The following is a 17,415-nucleotide window of genomic DNA, read 5'->3' as shown; positions in this document are numbered from 1 at the left end:
TTTAAGTTTATTTTAGCAAAAAAGATAAGTCTAGGGGTTTCGCTTTTTTTGTTCTAGTCCATTTCTGCAGGACTGGCTATTAAGCCGAAATCACTTGGCATTGCATGAACTAAATCAGCAGGAGGAACGGGTCCTTTAACCGGATTCATATCATATGTATGGAAAATTACGAGAATATTTTAGCTGAGCGCGAGGACTGTATACTGTATGAGGCCGGTCGAGGTCCATCTACAGGACAAAGTACGGGCTGGATCGGCGGCAATGCCCCGGCCTATTTCGACGACAAAGCGGATGTCATCCAAGAAGGTGACCTGGGCTATTACTTCTATTTAAGTCTTATTCATCCTTTCAAGCCTGCCTCTATGATCTCTATTTTCATCCCTAATGACTATGAAAAATACGTAGAGCACAATCAATATCCTGATTGCTCTATCAAGGTAATGGAGCACCCAATGACTGGCGAGAGCTTGAGCGATCATTTTGCGCACCCGGACCTGATCAAGCATCTTATTTCGCATCGAGAGACATGCAGCGACCTCCATTCGATGGATCAGTCTTTCCTGATCAAATTCGGCGGGAGCCCGAGACTGGTCCAAGATGAAGCTTATTATTCGGCCAAGCTGAGGGAGGAAGGATTCTCCTTTTTGTTTCAGGTGGACGAAGATGGGTATCCCGAGACACTGCTCCGAGAGGACAGCAGTTATCCTTTTGGCTTTGGAGCTCTGTATATTTACGCCAAAATCACCCCAAATGACGTTCAGGACCCGGTAGCGGGCTTCTGGCAGTTCTCATGAAAATGAATAACACTAACCAAGGAAGCGATTGCCGGGACTGCGGCGGTCGCTTTTTCATCATGATGAAGAGTGAAATCATTCCTCATTTTCCAAAGTCGTAATACTTTCGCCCTGTTGGCCGGCTGCAAGGTATGGGATGATGGGTTCATCAAAGATTTGAGGTCATGGACTTTGAACCTTTGGCCTTCAGGCTATTGCGATCCTTCCTTCTACTTCATTTGGCGAACCTAGGGTCGCAGCTTTCCTGAGGGAGTTTGTTTCAAGAGAGGAGGCGTCCAGGCTATCATATTCCTTCCTTCTATAATTCTTTCAATGACATTAGGGATATGGCTTTCCTGGACTCTTGATATGATGAACTCGATTTATTTACGAAGAGCGAACAAATTGATGGTTGATGCAGAGAATGAATCGGATCGTCTCCCAAAAGCTTATCTGGCGACGGCCGTGAAGAATATCGAGCAGCTTGGGTATACGTTCTCGTATCCATTGCTGCACGCCGTGCGAGCCTTATCCAAAGAGCAGTTGGAAGCGCTTTATCAACCGCTGATTGACGATCTAAGGGTGATGGTAGGCGCGCATGTAAAATATGTGCCGATGTATCCCGCGTTCCCGATGCAGGTGATGGAGGAGGACGATGCGGAGCTGTACCTGAATGCCATCTATCATGATCTGACTTGGGATTTGCCTGCATATGAGCATGAAGAGAGACCTCCGCTGCAGGATGACATCAACCTGAAAACCATTGATCTGGGAAGCAAGGCGGATTTCTATGCCATGATACGCCAGCTGATCCAAGCTAAAGGCTCCATCTCCCCAACGGATAAAGGGGATATTGAGGCCGTTATTGAGCTTGTCGACCCCGAGGAACTGGATGTCATTCTCCCTTCAGAGATTCCGTTCAAGGAGAATGCGGGATTCGTGGCAGCTGCGTTAATGAAGCATGACAAGGGGAACGTCGAGCGGATCGGGCGTTATTTCAAAACCGCAACCGATGTCCTTCGTCTAGCGGTGGCTTGGTCAGGCGGAGATGTCAGCCTGGCGGAAGCCACCCGGTTTCGCAAATTTAAGCGGCGCGAAAGACGGCTGCTGCTGGGGTTGCTGGAACGTTGTCATCCGATAACGGAGGATATGCTCAGATTTAAGGACCGCTGGATTCGTTTGGGCGAAATCCTCCATCCTTCCGAATATAAGCACCGGTATAAACGCTGCGAGGAAGCCTTTGATATTTTGCGGAATCACAAGCCCTTTACCACCTATAACGGGAGTGTCGAGCTTGCATTTCAGTACGGCCAGGTCTGGAACTTGATCGATTTGTTGATGCAGCGTCCGGGCGAGTTTGCCCGTAGATTGGATCAGTTGCTGCGATCCACCGAACATACGGAGTATGTCGTTCTGGCGTTTGGCGAGGTGGCGAATCAAGTATCGACGCCGGTCTTGCTGCAAGTGAAGAATCATTTTGCCCGCCGCCGCCAGCCTCAAGAGCTGCGCGTCTTTTTCCCGAAAGGAAATGTGGCTAAAGCCTTTGCCGTACCCCATACGCTTCCGGAGATCGATGAAGCGGCATGCTGAGATATCGTGCAGGTATGCGAGCAGGCGTTGATCCAGCGGTTCGCCGCGCTGCCGCCCTTGGGGAAGGCCTATGTCGATAAGCGATTGAAGGACTATCATGTGCCGTTCTCGCAGAGATCGGCAAGCAAAGCCCTGCATACGTTGGTTCGGGGAAGCAGCGTGCCGATGGCGGAAGGGGATACCATCCGTTTCTTCAGCTGGTGGAAGGAAGGACGCGTGAACGGAGAGCCTACGGGCCGCGTGGATATTGACCTGTCCGCCGTCATGTATGATCACGACTGGCAGTACGTCGAGCATATTTCTTATACGAATCTGCGGTCCTCCCATTACAGGGCCGTGCACAGCGGGGATATCGTGTCAGCTCCTCAAGGAGCATGCGAATTCATTGATCTGCATATTCCAACCATCGTCCAATACGGCGGACGTTATATTGTGGCGACTCTTCATTCGTATACAAATCAACCGTACTGCAACCTGCCGGAGTGCTTCGTGGGCTGGATGATGCGGAAGAAACCCGGTTCCGGTGAAATATTCGAGCCCTCGACGGTGGCAAATAAAATCGATGTCGCCGCCGATACGCAGATCGCTATTCCCGTTATCTTGGATTTGGTGGAGCGTACGGTCATCTGGACCGATCTGTCCCTAACCAGACATCCACACTACTACAACAATGTAGAGGGGAATCAGAAGGGGATGGTCTTGATGGGCAAAGCCATGACAGCCCTGCGGAAGCCCGATCTGTATGATCTGTTCATGCTGCATGCCAAGGCAAGAGGAGAGTCCGTAGATCATGCGGAACAGGCGGAAACGATCTTCTCGGTGGAACATGGGGTGACCCCGTTCGATATCGAGCATATTATGGCGGATTATGTTGTGTAAGTTCATGCGGATGCCATGTAGATGGATAAGGAGCAGCTTAGGCTGCTCCTTTTTTGCTGGATCGAAGAGTGAAGTAGCATGCTTCTGGTTACCCCTGGATTCTGGAATTCAGTATCTCTAGGTAATGAGCATTGTACATGATGCCTAGTATGTTGCCGAAGGGGTCGGTGACGGATGCCGTAATGAATCCCTCCCCGCGGTGGGTGAGCGGTTCGTATTCTTGGGCACCCATGGATTTCAATCGGCTGAGGGTGGCCTCTATATCATCGACATGCCAGTACATGATCGCTCCGCCGAGGCCGGACGTTGGCTGACCAGGGGCAAAACGGCGATCGATGAGACCCAGCTCGTGCTGGTAGTCCCCAATCCGAAATTCGGCGTAAGCCAGTTTCCCGTCGGGACCTGACCTTTCGAAGTATGGCGCAATACCCAGCAGGTCGGAAAACCAAGCCTTTGCCGCTTCCATATCATCTGCCCAGTAACTGATGGTCGCAAATCCCCGCAATGTTTGGTTTGTGTTTATCATATATTTCCTCCTAAGACGTTTAAGATTGGTTTTATGGCTATTATGAGCGGTGATGACTGACGTCTTTATGTCAGTGTTTTGGTTTTTTTCTAAGCGTGGGAGTTTTTGGTTAACACGATAGGAGCTATCATTTTTATGATATGGGGATGTAAAATGACGATTTTCATGACAGCAGTCACTATTTTGAAAGAAATGGACGATATACAATAGAAGGCGGTTGGAATTTGTCGATAAAAGTAATTCACATCATATGGAATATGGCGTAAACTGCGATAATTCCGACGGTACGTACATAATTTGATAGATTGAGGAATTTATCCACTATTAGGGGAGGCACATATGCATTTTGCCAAGAAAATAGGGCTGTTATCTCTAATCGTATCTATTGTAGCGGGGTTGTTATTTCTCAAGCCGACCGGTGTAGTCTATGCATCGTCTCCAACATCCACGATCATGGTTGCCGATACGTCGCTATCGATTGGAGAAACTTCATTGGTAATGATCACGTTCTCGGAAGCGGTAACAGGCTTTACGCTAGCAGATCTGACAGTAGCGAATGGCACATTAAGCGGTTTGAGCACGTCCGACAATATCACGTATACGGTGACGTTAACGCCAGACGCCGGCATCACAGATGCAACCAATGTCATTACGCTGGACAACACGGGCGTACAGAATGCGGCAGGTAATGCGGGAGTGGGTACCACGGATTCTAACAATTACGCGATCGATACACAGCGGCCGACCGCCACCATTGTAGTAGCCGACACGGCGTTATCTATTGGAGAAACTTCATTGGTAATGATCACGTTCTCGGAAGCGGTAATAGGCTTCACGAATGCAGATCTAACGGTGGCAAACGGTACGCTGAGTGCCGTGAGCTCGTCCGATGGTGGGATCACCTGGACGGCGACGTTGACGCCAACTTCTGGCATCATAGATGCAACCAACATCATCACGCTCGATAATACGGGCGTGGCCGATTTGGCGGGCAATGCGGGTGTTGGTATCACTAGCTCCAACAATTATGCGATTGATACGACACAGCTGACGGCCACGATCGTGGTTGCCGATACGGCGCTATCGATTGGTGAAACTTCATTGGTAATGATCTCGTTCTCGGAAGCGGTAACAGGCTTTACGCTAGCAGATCTGACGGTAGCGAATGGCACATTAAGCGGTTTGAGCACGTCCGATGGCGGGATCACCTGGACGGCGACGTTAACACCAACTACTGGCATCACAGATGCAACCAATGTCATTACGCTCGACAATACGGGCGTACAGAATGCAGCAGGTAAAGCGGGTAAGGGTACCTCCGATTCGAACAATTACGCGATCGATACACAGCGGCCGACCGCCACCATTGTAGTAGCCGACACGGCGTTATCTATTGGCGAAACTTCATTGGTGACCATTACATTCTCGGAAGCGGTTAGTGGCTTCGCCAATGGGGACCTGACGGTGGTAAACGGTGCGTTAAGCAGCGTTAGTTCATCTGACAACATCACATGGACTGCAACGCTCACGCCGAATTCCAATGTAAATGCTGCGACGAATAACATCACGCTTGATAACTCGGGGGTGACCGATTACGCAGGCAATGCGGGAGCAGGCTTGACGGAATCCAATTCGTACTCAGTGTTCACGGTGCCGGCATCTGCGGATTTGAGCAGTGTGGCGTTATCGAACGGGACACTAAGCCCTGTCTTTGCTTCTGGAACTGAAGTGTACACGTCAAGCGTGCCTCACTCCGTTTCCGTATTAACCGTAACGGCGACTGCACTCGATAGTCATGCTACGATAACGGTTAACGGTACTTCAGTACTAAGCGGGCAAGCAAGCTCCAATATACTGCTAAACGTGGGATCGAATACGATCACGATTGTTGTAACGGCAAGCGATCAATCGACCAGAATCTACACGATTACTGTGACCCGCGAGAATAGCTCCTCTAACGGTGGCGGTTCTTCTAATGGGGGAGGTACAGCCAGCGAGGGCGGTTCGTCCAAACCATCGGCTCCCATGGACAATACAGTTACCTCATCCGATGGAAAAATCACGCTGCCAACAGGAAGACCTGGGTTGGTTAGCCTGGGGAAAGAAATCATCATCTCCATTCCGTCAGGCGCCACACCTCAGGAGCTGAAATTATCGATAGAGAAAATACAACATACCGAAGCTCTCTTAAAGAATAACGAGGTTTTGGCAAGCCCGGTATTTGAAGTTCTAACAAACATCTCGGGGAATTTTAACAAACCCGTGAAACTGAGTTTAGCTTACGACGCCGCAAGCTTAAAGAGCGATCAAACAGCGGCCGTCTTTTACTTTAATGAAGTGAAAAAGGCATGGGTGAAAGTCGAGGGCAGCATCATACAGGAGAATTATATATCCGTAGAGGTCAATCACTTTACGAAGTATGCAGCACTCGTAGTAAATAAAGCCAACGGAATGCCCGTTGTCGACAAACCAACAGACCCGTCAACGGAAATTTCCTTTACCGATATTTCCGGACATTGGGCCGAAGTAAGCATTAAGGAAGCGGTGCGTGAGGGTATCGTGACGGGATATCCGGATGAAACGTTCAAGCCGGGCAACACCGTGACGCGTGCAGAATTTTCCCTCATGCTGATGAATGCGCTGAAGTCGACAGATGCTGGAGCGGAGTTGATATTCACAGATACAGCTTGGATCGGTGAGCTAAGAAGGCAGTTTCGCAGGCCGTCCAGGCTGGCATTATTCGAGGCTATCAGGATGGCTCTTTCCGTCCAAATGCAAAAATGACGCGTGCTGAGATGGCAGCAATGATTGCGAATGCGCTCGAGCTATCCATCAAGGACATCCCCACAACCTCTTTTTCAGATGACAAGGCAATTCCTGATTGGGCGAAAAGCTCTGTTGAAGCGCTGAAGGAACTTGGTATTGTTAAGGGAATTGGCGCAGGCGAGTTTAATCCAAGCGCTCAAACCACGAGGGCAGAGGCCGTAATCGTTCTGATGAACATGTTAGGTCAATCCAAATAAAGTTTAGCGATGAATACAGAGGACGCCGAAAAAGTGTCCTCTGTATTTGTATTGAACGTAATAACCGCAGGTGTGCTTGCTTGTTGTCATATACTCGATCAGTTCTGTAGCTTCCATGCTGGAGAGGGCTATGCTGGAATGGTATAATTTCAGAAAGGATGAATAGAGTGGGAGGCATGAACGATGAATGAGGAGCTTTTGGAGCAGCTGGAAGAGTGGCATGAAGAGGACGAGTTTGAAGAAATCGTAGATGCGATTTCGGAGATCCCGGAGGAAGAGCGGGATTATGCGCTGATCAGCCATTTGGGCCGGGCGCTGAACAATCTCGAACGCTACGAAGAGGCGGTTGAGCAATTTCTGTCCATTCAGGAAGAGGGCAAGGACGATCCGCTGTGGCATTACCGCATTGGGCTCGCATATTACTATTTGGATCGTTACGAAGATGCTCGCAAAGCGTTCGAAGTGGCCGATCATTTAGAACCTGGAGATGAGGATACGCTGGAGTTTCTGGAATGGATCCGGAACAAAACGGCTCCGAAGCCAGCAGAGAAGTCCAGTGCCGCCGTGTCTTATACGGATCCTGACGTACTGAATTTCTGGGATGACGGCGCCCCGGAGGCCGATAAATACGTCTCTGCTCCGCCTACGGACGAGCTGATCGAATCCGTGGAGGAAGCGCTGGTCTTCAAGCTGCCGGCATCTTATATTCAAGCCATGAAAGTACATAACGGGGGGATTCCCCGAAACCGGAAATTCCCTATAGAGGGTGGAGCACAGGATTTTATTGAAATATCAGGTATTCTGGGAATCGGACGAGACAAGAAAAAATCCTTGTGCGGCAGCCTGGGCAGCCGCTTTATGATCGAGAACGGCGGATATCCTGAGATTGGCGTGGTGATCTGCGATTGTCCTTCCCCGTCCGAGGTCGTGATGCTGGATTACCGTTCATCGGGGAACGATGGAGAGCCGGAGGTTATTCATGTGGACAAGGCCAGCGATTACAAAATCACCCGTCTTGCCGCGAACTTCGAGGCCTTCATTAGTGGATTGGAGTAAAAGATAGGCAAGGCGAATTCACGATCCATGATCTCGCTTCTAACAAAGAAAGCATCCCCTGCAGGAGATGCTTTTTTTCTTTTTGCATACCGTTAGTTTCTAATTCGGTTGGATTCGTCCGTAATGCAATATTTTGCGTATCCTAAAATATTCCAACCTATGTTAAAATGGATATAAAACAGACTGTTAGGGAGGCAATTTATTTGATAGGGCGCAGTGGAAATCCGACACTCAACGAAGAAACCTTTGAGAAGAGTGGGTATTACAACAATCAAGAAACGATGACGATTGGCGGAACGGTGAACAAATCGTTCATGCTGCTCGCGCTGCTGATCGGGGCAGCGGTCATTTCTTGGGTTATGTTTTTTAACGGGTATGAGGTATTCCCGTTCATGATCGGCGGAGCGATCGGCGGTTTTGTCCTGGCGCTGATCATCAGCTTCGTGCCGAAGGCAGCGCCGTATCTGGCGCCGATCTATGCGATCCTGGAAGGCTTCTTCCTGGGTGCATTATCCGCGCATTACGAATATCTGTACTATGGCATTACTTTGCAGGCGGCTTTACTGACGATGTGCATATTCCTGGGCATGCTGCTCGCGTATAAGACGGGTCTGATCCGGGCGACGCCAGGCTTCAAAAAGGGGATCATCGCGGCAACGATCGGCATTGCGCTTGTCTACCTGTTTAGCATGGTTCTCGGCCTGTTCGGCGTAACGGTACCTTACCTGCATGACAGCACACCGATCGGTATCGGAATTTCCGTTGTGATCATCATCATCGCCGCTCTCAATTTCGTGCTGGATTTTAACTTTATTGAAGAGGGCGCGCATCATGGCGCACCTAAGTATATGGAGTGGTACGGCTCGTTTGGTTTGCTGGTAACACTCGTCTGGCTGTACATCGAAATTATCCGGTTGCTGGCGAAGCTGGCGAATCGGGACTAAGGATTCGTATGAACCAAACATCGCTGTCGAGGATTCTCGATGGCGATTTTTTTATGAATGCAGCAATTAACCAGCAGAATAATAAATTTCCTTCAGTAAACCCTACAAAGAGCGACTTGTGTTTAAATAATAGGTAGATACCGTCATCATCAAACTGCTTGAAGAAGGAGATCCCATGACCAACCGGAAAGCTTTGAACGATATAGGATGGAATTTTGACAATAGTTACGCGTTATTGCCGGCATCTTTTTTTACCAAGCAAGATCCCACGCCGGTGCGCTCGCCGGAACTGATTGTTCTAAACGAACCGCTGGCAGCGTCGTTGGGATTGGACGCCGATGCCCTGCAAAGCCCGGAGGGAGCGGCAATGCTTGCTGGCAACGAGATACCCGAGGGGGCCGAGCCGCTCGCTCAGGCATATGCCGGGCACCAATTCGGATATTTTACGATGCTGGGCGACGGCCGTGCGATTCTGTTGGGTGAACAAATCACGCCGCAGGGAGATCGCATGGATATTCAGCTCAAGGGCTCGGGCCGGACGCCGTATTCCCGGGGAGGCGATGGCCGGGCTGCCCTGGGTCCGATGCTGCGCGAGTATATTATCAGCGAAGCCATGCATGCGCTGGGCATTCCGACTACCCGAAGCCTGGCGGTTGTGGCGACCGGCCAGCCTGTCACCCGTGAAAGAGATTTGCCGGGCGCCATCCTGACCCGCGTGGCCTCAAGTCACGTAAGAGTGGGGACGTTTCAATATGTTAGGGGAGCGGGGACAACCGAGGATTTACGGGCTCTGGCGGACTACACCCTGCAGCGGCATTACCCGAAGGCAGACCTTGGTGACGGTGCCAACCGTTATCTGGTGTTGCTTCAGGAGGTCATCCAGCGTCAGGCGGTCCTGATCGCCAAATGGCAGCTTGTCGGTTTTATCCACGGGGTGATGAATACCGATAATATGACCCTCAGCGGCGAAACGATAGATTATGGGCCTTGCGCCTTCATGGATGCCTTTGACCCGAATACGGTATTCAGCTCCATCGACTCTCAAGGGCGCTATGCCTATGTCAACCAACCGTATATTGCAGCTTGGAATCTCGCAAGATTGGCGGAAGCCTTGCTTCCGCTGCTGCATGAAGAGGAAGAGCAGGCAATCAAGCTGGCCGAGGGGGCGATTGGGTCCTTCACCGATCTGTATCACGAGCAGTGGCTTGCAGGCATGAGAGCCAAGCTGGGGATCTTCCATGAAGAGGAGGACGACGAATCCCTGATCGAAGACCTTCTCAAGATGATGAAAAATTATCAGGCAGACTATACCAATACCTTCCGTGCGTTAACGTTTGACAAACTCGAGGACACGCCTCTAAACGGCACGCCGGAATTAGCTTCCTGGTACGAGCGCTGGCAAGCAAGACTTGACCGCCAGCAGGAATCCAGGGACCAATCCCATCAGCTGATGCGCAGCAGCAATCCTGCGGTCATTCCGCGGAACCACCGGGTGGAGGAAGCGCTGGAAGCCGCGGAGAACGAAGGGGACTACAGCGTGATGAAAGAGCTGCTGAACGTTCTGTCTGATCCATACGCGCATTCCCCGGAACAAGAGGAATATGCGATCGTGCCCGAGCGTTCCCGTCCTTACCGTACCTTCTGCGGCACGTAAGGGAAGGATTGCCACCCGTGGAACGTCCCGAAGATGATGGATGGATAGTTGATCATCGTGTACCACGGGCAGCGGATGCGAGATCCGATATCCGAGATGCATCAAGACCAAGCAAGAATGACCTTGCTTGGTCTTTTTTATATATAAAACACATCAAAAAAGCCCCTGGACCAAGCGTCCAAGGGCTATAAATCGTATGGCTGTTTTATTCGAGACCTAATTCAACATCATAGCAGAGCCGAAAGAAATAGTCTATATTTTTGCCCGGAAATGCCATAGAGTGGGGGAGCCGGCAAAAACAATGGAATGGAGCGTGTTTTCATGAGTTGGACTTGTCACCTCGATGAAACAGATGTACAGGAGCATGTCAGGAAGGTTTTGGGTACCGGATATATTGTCGCGGATGTAAAGAAGATGCATGGCGGAGCGCAAAAGGTGGTCTATAAAATTCACTGTCGCAATGGATTTGCCTGCGTGCTGTATGTGTGGGATTTGACGAAGAATTATTTTCAGGAAGAAATAGCGAACGAGCGTGTGCATGAACGATCCTTTGGCGGACATTCGTTCGAAACCAATAACCGATGGTTAAGGAATCATGGTATTTCTACGCCTGCTCTATATGATCTTCACACGGGACAGGAACGTTACCCGTTTGACTATGCTCTTGTTGAATGTATTGAAGGACAGAAGGCAGAAGCTTGCCTTCAGGACCCGGACCAACGGGTCCGGGATGAGGTCCTGGAACGGATAGGCAGCATGATCGAACGCATGCATGCAAACCACAGGCAGAGTTACGGAAAGCCCGATCAAAGCGGGAACCAACGGGAGCGATGCCATCTTGTACAGCTGGAAAATGCCAAGGAACAGCTGTCCTACATCGTCCTGCATAACGAGAGTATCCGGAAGAATCACGACAGGCTGCTCGCTGTGTTGCATGAACTGGAATCCAGGATAGATTCACGCAAGCGATATGGCTTTATCCACGGCGAGTTGGGACCCGACCATGTCCTGGTCACAGACCGTTTAGAGCCCTATCTCATTGATATTGAAGGTGCGCAATTCTTCGACATCGAGCATGAGCATACATTTCTGGAGCTGCGATTCGGGAAGCATTATCGGTATTTCCAACAAAACGGGCTTGATCCGAATCGGATGCTATTTTACCGTCTGCATCACTATATCTCATTAACCTCGGGCGGCTTGAAGCTTCTTCACCGTGGATTTCCGGATCGGGTCTTTGCTTCGAATTTGGCTGATTATCATGCTCGCAACACCCTGCGATTCATGGAGGAATGGCAGCTCGATAACTAGACTTCATGAGCTAGGCTGGAAACATCACGAACCCTCCGCTGCATAGGTTCTAAGATTTGACTGCGAACTCTTGCTTATAGATTAGCTCGATCGTGCTAAGCAGCTCTGCACCTTGGCTTGAGAATTTTAAAGGCGTTGCTTTACCCTTGTTGAGAAATGCCCCCGTCGATTGTCGGGATTGACCTAGCGCTGCTTCATACAGGCGTGAAGCTCCTTCACTGGGATGGGAGAAGAACAGGTTACGGATCGGGATCATAAATTTTGGCATCCCGGCGTTTGTGGTCATGGTTGTTTTATTCCCTCCCGGACAGACGCTTCGGATCGTAATGCCATCTGCCTGCATGGAAGGGGCGATCTCCTGAGTCCACAACGATAAGGCTAATTTGCTCGCAGCATAAGGCCCAATCAGCTTCTTGAACCCGACAGGGGACGCCAAGGTACGGTGATCGAACTGTTTGAGATACAACAACGCATTCGAAGACGTATTGATTACCGTCTTGAAGCTGCCCTTCTCAAGAAGCTCCTTCAGTTCCATCAAGATGATATAAGGGACGATAGAGTTTACTTCAAAATGCATCTCCCGTCCTTGTTGGGAGTAGGATAATTCGCCGAAGGAGACGCCTACGCCTGCGTTATTGAACAGCAAGTCAATATGACTCTCGTGTTTCTTGATCTGATCCAGCGAGGCTTGGAGATCCGTGAAATCCGATAAATCAGCCTTGTACGTTCTGAGCTGCCGCAATCGCAGTGCATCTTGAATCCGTGCATCGTCTGTTGGAAAGGCAGAACGGATCAAAGCGAGGACTTGCCAGCCTTCGGATAACAATCGCTTGGTTAACTCCAAGCCAATGCCGGAGCTTGCTCCCGTGATCAAGGCGACGTTATTCATTCTTTTCTCTGTCATGTGTAAATCTCCTATACTTCAGATTCTTTGCTGGCCGCCTTTTCGGGATTAAGCAGGGACTGATTTTGGTTCAACTTGTCATCGATGAAACGCAGAATGCGCTGCAGGTCCGAAATCTGACCGGTAATTTTTTGACGGTAATTCTGGAGCATGGCATTCAGCTCCGGAACGGATTGAATATTTTCCTTAAAGGGAAGATGCACATAGGCTTTCATATCCTCCAGCGACATTCCTGTCTTCTTCAGGCATGTGATCAACTCCATAATTTCGGCATCCTCTATGTGATAGACACGATGGCCGTTATCCTTTCTTTTGGGAGAGGGGAGGAGCCCGATTTTTTCGTAATAGCGAATGGCATCCTCGGTCAATCCGGTTCGTTCAGACACTTGCTTGATGGAGAATGTTTCTCCCATGTTGGAGCCGTCGTTGATGATCATGATCTCATAGTTGCGGTAGCGCAAGCCCGCCATGGCATCGATGCAATTCCGGATGGTCAGCTCTTCGTTGTAAGCGGGGACGAGCACCGTGATTGATTTTTCGGCGAGATCGGAATTCAGTTTCTTCACCTTGCTGCATAGCAGCGGTATGAATGTGTAGAGGGCCTGAAACACGAGAAATACGCCGGCTAATCCATAAAAAAAGTACTGCAAACTCCTCACTCCTCTCTTCTCTGTCTTTTTGTGATGAAGACCAGTATGGTGCGCTGTGGGCCTGCTCTATGAGTTGCGGATTAGGCGAGCGCTTTTTCTGTCCATTCGATGTCAAGGGATAAAATCGGGCATAGAGGGATAAAATCATATATTTATAACCTCTAATTCCATATAAATACAAATGACATCCTATGTAATAAACTATCGCAATCGTGCTAGAAATGTAAACCCGCTCCATGGATCAAGAAAACGAATACATAGATGCTTTTCGAGAACAGTCTCTGTATAGGTTCGTCTTTCTATATTTTAGGCGGCTAAAGCGATTAAGCATCTATGTACATGGAGCCCGTTCATCTTTCGCCTAACTTCGGTTCAACTCGTCTTAAATCGACAAACATTCGGCAAAATGACTTGAAATTTACATAGGGTCCCTTAGAATGGAGAGAAAGAAGGAAGAGCATAGAGGAGTTTATGTCATGAATGAGGTTATTGCACGGAATCACGTGAAGGTGCTGGGGACAGGGGAGCGTACGCTCGGGCGGTTCTAATTTGTCGGCGTATACATCGGAGAGGTACGGCAGCCTTCGCGGTTATGTGCAGGATGTGCTGGACATTGTGGAGGCGCTGGAGCTTCGGGACGTGATTTTTATAGGCCATTCGGTCAGCTCCATGATCGGGATGTTGGCATCGATCGAACGTCCGCAGTATTTCGCTCAATTAATCATGATCGGGCCATCTCCGCGATATCTGAATGATGACGGGTACGTCGGAGGATTTGATAAAAGCGATGTGACGGAGCTGCTGGATATGATGGAGATGAATTTTGCCGGATGGGCAAGCTTCCTCGCGCCGATCGCGATGAAGAACCCGGAGATGCCGAAGCTGACCCAAGAGCTGGAGCGCAGCTTTATTTCGGCGGATCCGGCGATTACGAGGGAGTTCGCCGAGGTCACCTTTTTCTCGGACTGCCGGCAGGCGTTATCCCAAGCCACGGTTCCCTCGCTGATCCTGCAATGCTCGGATGACAGCATCGTCCCTATTGCCGCAGGCGAGTATTTGCACAGTGGATAACAGTACGTTCCGGTTGATGGAGGCGAAGGGGCATTATCCGCATATCAGCCATCCCGAGGAGACGATTGCGTTGATCAATGACTATCTGAAATCTGAAGCGGCGTATACAGGCTAGCGGGAATGTATTTGGAAAGGATCGATCGATAAGCAATGGATGAACGATTGAACTATGCGCCATGCGGATATGTCTCCATCACCCACGAAGGCATGGTGGCGGAGGTGAACCAGACCTTCCTCGACATGATGGGATATCGGCTGGAAGACGTGGTGCAGAAGCATTTTGAAGCTATGATGTCGACGGCGAACAAGCTTATATTCCACTCTTACTTCTATCCGCATATCAATCTGGACGGGCATGTGGAGGAGCTGTTTATCCGGCTCAAGAACAGCCGGGGAGAATCGGTGCCGTTTATATTGAATGGACGTAAATTGGAGCGTGAGGGCCAGGAACGGCTGGACTGCGTATTGGTGCAGATGGGCAAACGCATCGATTATGAAATGGAGCTTCGGATGGCCAACAAGCAGATTGAGAAGGCCTATTGGGAAAAAGACCAGGCATTGGCCGAGCTGCAGCAGATCCATGCCGAGATTGAACGGAAGCAGACGGAGCTCATGGAGATTAACGCGGTTCTGTTGGAGCTGTCGAATACCGACAAGCTGACCGGATTGAAGAACCGGAGATTCTTACAGGAGAAGCTGGAAGAGCAGCTGATGCAGTATAACCATAACCGGATTCCGCTCTCGTTGTTCATCATCGACATTGATCATTTTAAGCGCGTGAACGATACTTGGGGACATGGGTATGGGGATGAGGTTCTGTTTAATGTAGCAACCATTCTGAAGACCTACGCCATCGAAGGGGAGACGGTGGCCCGCTATGGCGGAGAGGAGTTTGTCATGATCCTGCCGGAAACGGATGCGGAGAAGGCAAAGGCCGGCGCGGAGCGGTTACGGCGGGCAGTCCAGGATTTCAGCTGGAAAACGGGCAGCATGACGATCAGTATCGGCATCATCACGGCCACTCCGGACGCCAATGAAGCGACGCTCCTGCAAAAAGCGGACGAAGCCCTCTATGCCTCCAAGCAAAACGGACGAAATCAGGTTTCCCATTATGAGGATTTGAGGCTCCAGGGATATTCGACTTAATACGTTCTATTCATGAAAAAGCCATAACCAAGTTGAGCCTAAGCTCGCATGGTTATGGCTTATAGAGGTTCAGGCTCCTGAGCCTTGTTAACCTATTTTTTGCGTGAGAGGCGAAACTACATAAAATCGTAAAAGTAACGGATGAAATGAAAAAAGATCGGCGAGGTATACGTCAGGCTGTCGACGCGGCTCAGGTAACTTTTCTTCAAAGCATCGAATCGTCCGTCATCCCCGATTAATAAATCGCGCTTCAGCACGGAAACCGTCAAGCTGCCGAAGAAGCCGGCGAGGCTGATCAGCATGCCGGACAAGAGGCCAAAGGTCGGGCTTAGCGGCGTCAGATAGGGATAGATGAGATAGGAGCATCCGGTGGTAACGAGAAACGCGCACGCAAAGCCTTCCCAAGTGAGATTCGGGTTCGATGTCGGCACGATTCTCCGTTTGCCGAAATAGAGGGAAGCGATCGTGTGCACCACATCGTTCAGCTGCGTTAAGACGACGAGAAACAGCACGAGCCCAGCTCCATACTGGGGCGTGGCAAATTGAAAATAGGCCAGGTGGCTGAGACCGAATACCATGAGCATGAGTCCCCACTGGGTCGAGCTGACGCTGCGCATAAATCCGACGGTGCCCTTGTTGATCAACCGTGGAAGCGGCAGCACCAAGAATACATAGATTGGAATGAACACGATGAACATCCCGTACCATTCGATATAGATCCAATAGAATTGGACGGGGATGGTTAGATAAGCCCACAGAAATAAACGGCGATCGGCCTTCCGGGTTTTGATCATCGAGAAATATTCTTTGAGCGTAAAGAAGGTCAGCACCATAAGGGATATCAGGGATACGACGGGATTCAAAAGGGTCGCCAAACAGAAGATGACGAGCATGCCCCACCAGGTTTTGATGCGGAATCCTACTTCGGTATAGTCGATATTCGGCTGCGTCTTACTCATCACGTAATACAGGAGCTGGATGACCGATAAGACGGAGAATATAAGGATCAAGGTTAAAAGCGAGCTTTCCATATGCCTGTCATCACCAACTTGTCACGGGGTACGATTCTTGTTCTACTAAAAGAATCATATGTTATTATGAAGGAATAATTCAATACGGATAAGGGGAAATTTCGTAAATGGTAGACGATCAATCGGTCTTTATATTGCTTACCAATACCGGAACGCTCTTTACGAAAGTCATTCAGGGCTATACGAGAGCGCCTTATAATCATGCCTCGATCTCCTTTAACCGGGAGCTGTCGGAGTTATATAGTTTTGGGAGGAAGAATCCGAACAACCCCCTGAACGGCGGGTTTGTAAAAGAGGATTTGAAGACGGGAACGTTCAGCAAGTACCCCAACACGACCTGCGTGATCTATGAGCTTCACGTATCCGAACGCGACATCGCGAAGATGAAGCGGGTTTTGCAGGCTTTTATCCGAAAGGATAAAAAGTATTTCTATAACATATTGGGCGTCCTGGGCATCGCCCTGAAGGAACCGATCGAATTCAGCAATTCCTATTTCTGTTCGCAATTCGTGGCCGAGATTCTGCAGCGTTCCGGAGTAAGGTTATGGGATAAGCTGCCTGCCTTGGTGACGCCGGACGATTTTCGCCAAAGCGAGCGCCTGCAGTTGATATATGAAGGGAAGCTGAGCGAGTATGAGCCTTGAACTTCACAAAGCATTGTCGGCATCCTACGGACATGACCAACTTGTAAGGCGCACGGTTGCTAAGACATTCAGCTTCAAGCGCATCCATTTATGCTCGGCAGTGTCAGCTTGTTCCATTCGAATTACCTTATTACGAAATAAGGAAAAAGCCCGCTTAGTCTGCATCCAGATGAGGCTGGGCTTTTTGCAGTTCGTGGATGATGAAGGTCGGGA

At 49.8% G+C, this 17,415-nt stretch carries 12 protein-coding genes and 4 pseudogenes; 11 read left to right on the top strand and 5 right to left on the bottom strand.

The window, feature by feature from the left end:
* Nucleotides 1–158: 158 nt before the first annotated feature.
* Both AC3RCL_RS31260 and AC3RCL_RS31255 read left to right on the top strand, forming a co-directional pair.
* Nucleotides 159–794 carry a hypothetical protein gene (locus AC3RCL_RS31260; RefSeq protein WP_492533875.1) on the top strand — a complete coding sequence of 212 codons (636 nt, stop codon included), beginning with the start codon at nt 159–161 and terminating at the stop codon, nt 792–794.
* Between the two features lie 348 nt (nt 795–1,142).
* A pseudogene (locus AC3RCL_RS31255) lies at nt 1,143–3,242 on the top strand (cytoplasmic protein).
* Nucleotides 3,243–3,330: 88 nt separating this feature from the next.
* On the opposite strand, the gene AC3RCL_RS31250 reads toward AC3RCL_RS31255, so the two are convergent.
* The gene (locus tag AC3RCL_RS31250; protein WP_492533873.1) at nt 3,331–3,768 is read right to left on the bottom strand and encodes a VOC family protein; all 438 of its coding nucleotides are present in this window, start codon (nt 3,766–3,768) and stop codon (nt 3,331–3,333) included.
* Between the two features lie 339 nt (nt 3,769–4,107).
* On the opposite strand from AC3RCL_RS31250, the gene AC3RCL_RS31245 reads away from it, so the two are divergent.
* The 6 genes from AC3RCL_RS31245 to AC3RCL_RS31220 all read left to right on the top strand — a co-directional run bounded on the left by AC3RCL_RS31245 (nt 4,108) and on the right by AC3RCL_RS31220 (nt 11,756).
* Nucleotides 4,108–6,552, top strand: a complete 2,445-nt coding sequence (locus AC3RCL_RS31245) for an Ig-like domain-containing protein (RefSeq protein WP_492533871.1) — start codon at nt 4,108–4,110, stop codon at nt 6,550–6,552.
* Nucleotides 6,504–6,791, top strand: coding sequence for an S-layer homology domain-containing protein (locus AC3RCL_RS31240; protein ID WP_492536507.1), 288 nt, complete (start codon nt 6,504–6,506; stop codon nt 6,789–6,791). The genes AC3RCL_RS31245 and AC3RCL_RS31240 overlap by 49 nt, the downstream gene beginning before the upstream one ends.
* A gap of 183 nt (nt 6,792–6,974) precedes the next feature.
* Nucleotides 6,975–7,847: an SMI1/KNR4 family protein gene (locus AC3RCL_RS31235; protein WP_213580820.1), complete on the top strand. Its 873-nt coding sequence runs from the start codon at nt 6,975–6,977 to the stop codon at nt 7,845–7,847.
* 203 nt (nt 7,848–8,050) lie between these two features.
* The gene (locus AC3RCL_RS31230; protein ID WP_192570212.1) at nt 8,051–8,791 is read left to right on the top strand and encodes a Bax inhibitor-1/YccA family protein; all 741 of its coding nucleotides are present in this window, start codon (nt 8,051–8,053) and stop codon (nt 8,789–8,791) included.
* A gap of 175 nt (nt 8,792–8,966) precedes the next feature.
* Nucleotides 8,967–10,445, top strand: coding sequence for a protein adenylyltransferase SelO (locus AC3RCL_RS31225; RefSeq protein ID WP_492533868.1), 1,479 nt, complete (start codon nt 8,967–8,969; stop codon nt 10,443–10,445).
* 321 nt (nt 10,446–10,766) lie between these two features.
* The gene (locus tag AC3RCL_RS31220; protein ID WP_492533866.1) at nt 10,767–11,756 is read left to right on the top strand and encodes a phosphotransferase; all 990 of its coding nucleotides are present in this window, start codon (nt 10,767–10,769) and stop codon (nt 11,754–11,756) included.
* Nucleotides 11,757–11,805: 49 nt separating this feature from the next.
* Here the strand turns inward: AC3RCL_RS31220 and AC3RCL_RS31215 are convergent, their stop codons facing one another.
* The 3 genes and pseudogenes from AC3RCL_RS31215 to AC3RCL_RS31205 form a co-directional block, all read right to left on the bottom strand.
* Nucleotides 11,806–12,660, bottom strand: a complete 855-nt coding sequence (locus AC3RCL_RS31215) for an SDR family NAD(P)-dependent oxidoreductase (protein ID WP_492533864.1) — start codon at nt 12,658–12,660, stop codon at nt 11,806–11,808.
* Nucleotides 12,661–12,671: 11 nt separating this feature from the next.
* Nucleotides 12,672–12,863: pseudogene (locus AC3RCL_RS31210) on the bottom strand (MerR family transcriptional regulator); the annotation flags it as partial.
* 60 nt (nt 12,864–12,923) lie between these two features.
* A pseudogene (locus AC3RCL_RS31205) lies at nt 12,924–13,310 on the bottom strand (MerR family DNA-binding transcriptional regulator); the annotation flags it as partial.
* Between the two features lie 528 nt (nt 13,311–13,838).
* Between AC3RCL_RS31205 and AC3RCL_RS31200 the strand changes: the two are divergent.
* Together AC3RCL_RS31200 and AC3RCL_RS31195 are read left to right on the top strand one after the other, a co-directional pair.
* A pseudogene (locus tag AC3RCL_RS31200) lies at nt 13,839–14,496 on the top strand (alpha/beta fold hydrolase); the annotation flags it as partial.
* A 35-nt stretch (nt 14,497–14,531) separates the two neighbouring features.
* Nucleotides 14,532–15,527 carry a sensor domain-containing diguanylate cyclase gene (locus tag AC3RCL_RS31195; RefSeq protein WP_492533862.1) on the top strand — a complete coding sequence of 332 codons (996 nt, stop codon included), beginning with the start codon at nt 14,532–14,534 and terminating at the stop codon, nt 15,525–15,527.
* A gap of 116 nt (nt 15,528–15,643) precedes the next feature.
* Here AC3RCL_RS31195 and AC3RCL_RS31190 read toward each other — a convergent pair whose 3' ends face one another.
* Nucleotides 15,644–16,558, bottom strand: coding sequence for a phosphatidate cytidylyltransferase (locus tag AC3RCL_RS31190; RefSeq protein ID WP_492533860.1), 915 nt, complete (start codon nt 16,556–16,558; stop codon nt 15,644–15,646).
* Between the two features lie 107 nt (nt 16,559–16,665).
* Between AC3RCL_RS31190 and AC3RCL_RS31185 the strand changes: the two genes are divergently transcribed.
* The gene (locus AC3RCL_RS31185) at nt 16,666–17,202 is read left to right on the top strand and encodes a hypothetical protein (protein ID WP_492533858.1); all 537 of its coding nucleotides are present in this window, start codon (nt 16,666–16,668) and stop codon (nt 17,200–17,202) included.
* Nucleotides 17,203–17,415: the final 213 nt, after the last annotated feature.

The organism is Paenibacillus sp. MT86 (assembly GCF_058792535.1).
The sequence above is the reverse complement of the archived record's forward strand: the minus strand, read 5'-3'. Positions and strand labels throughout refer to the sequence as shown.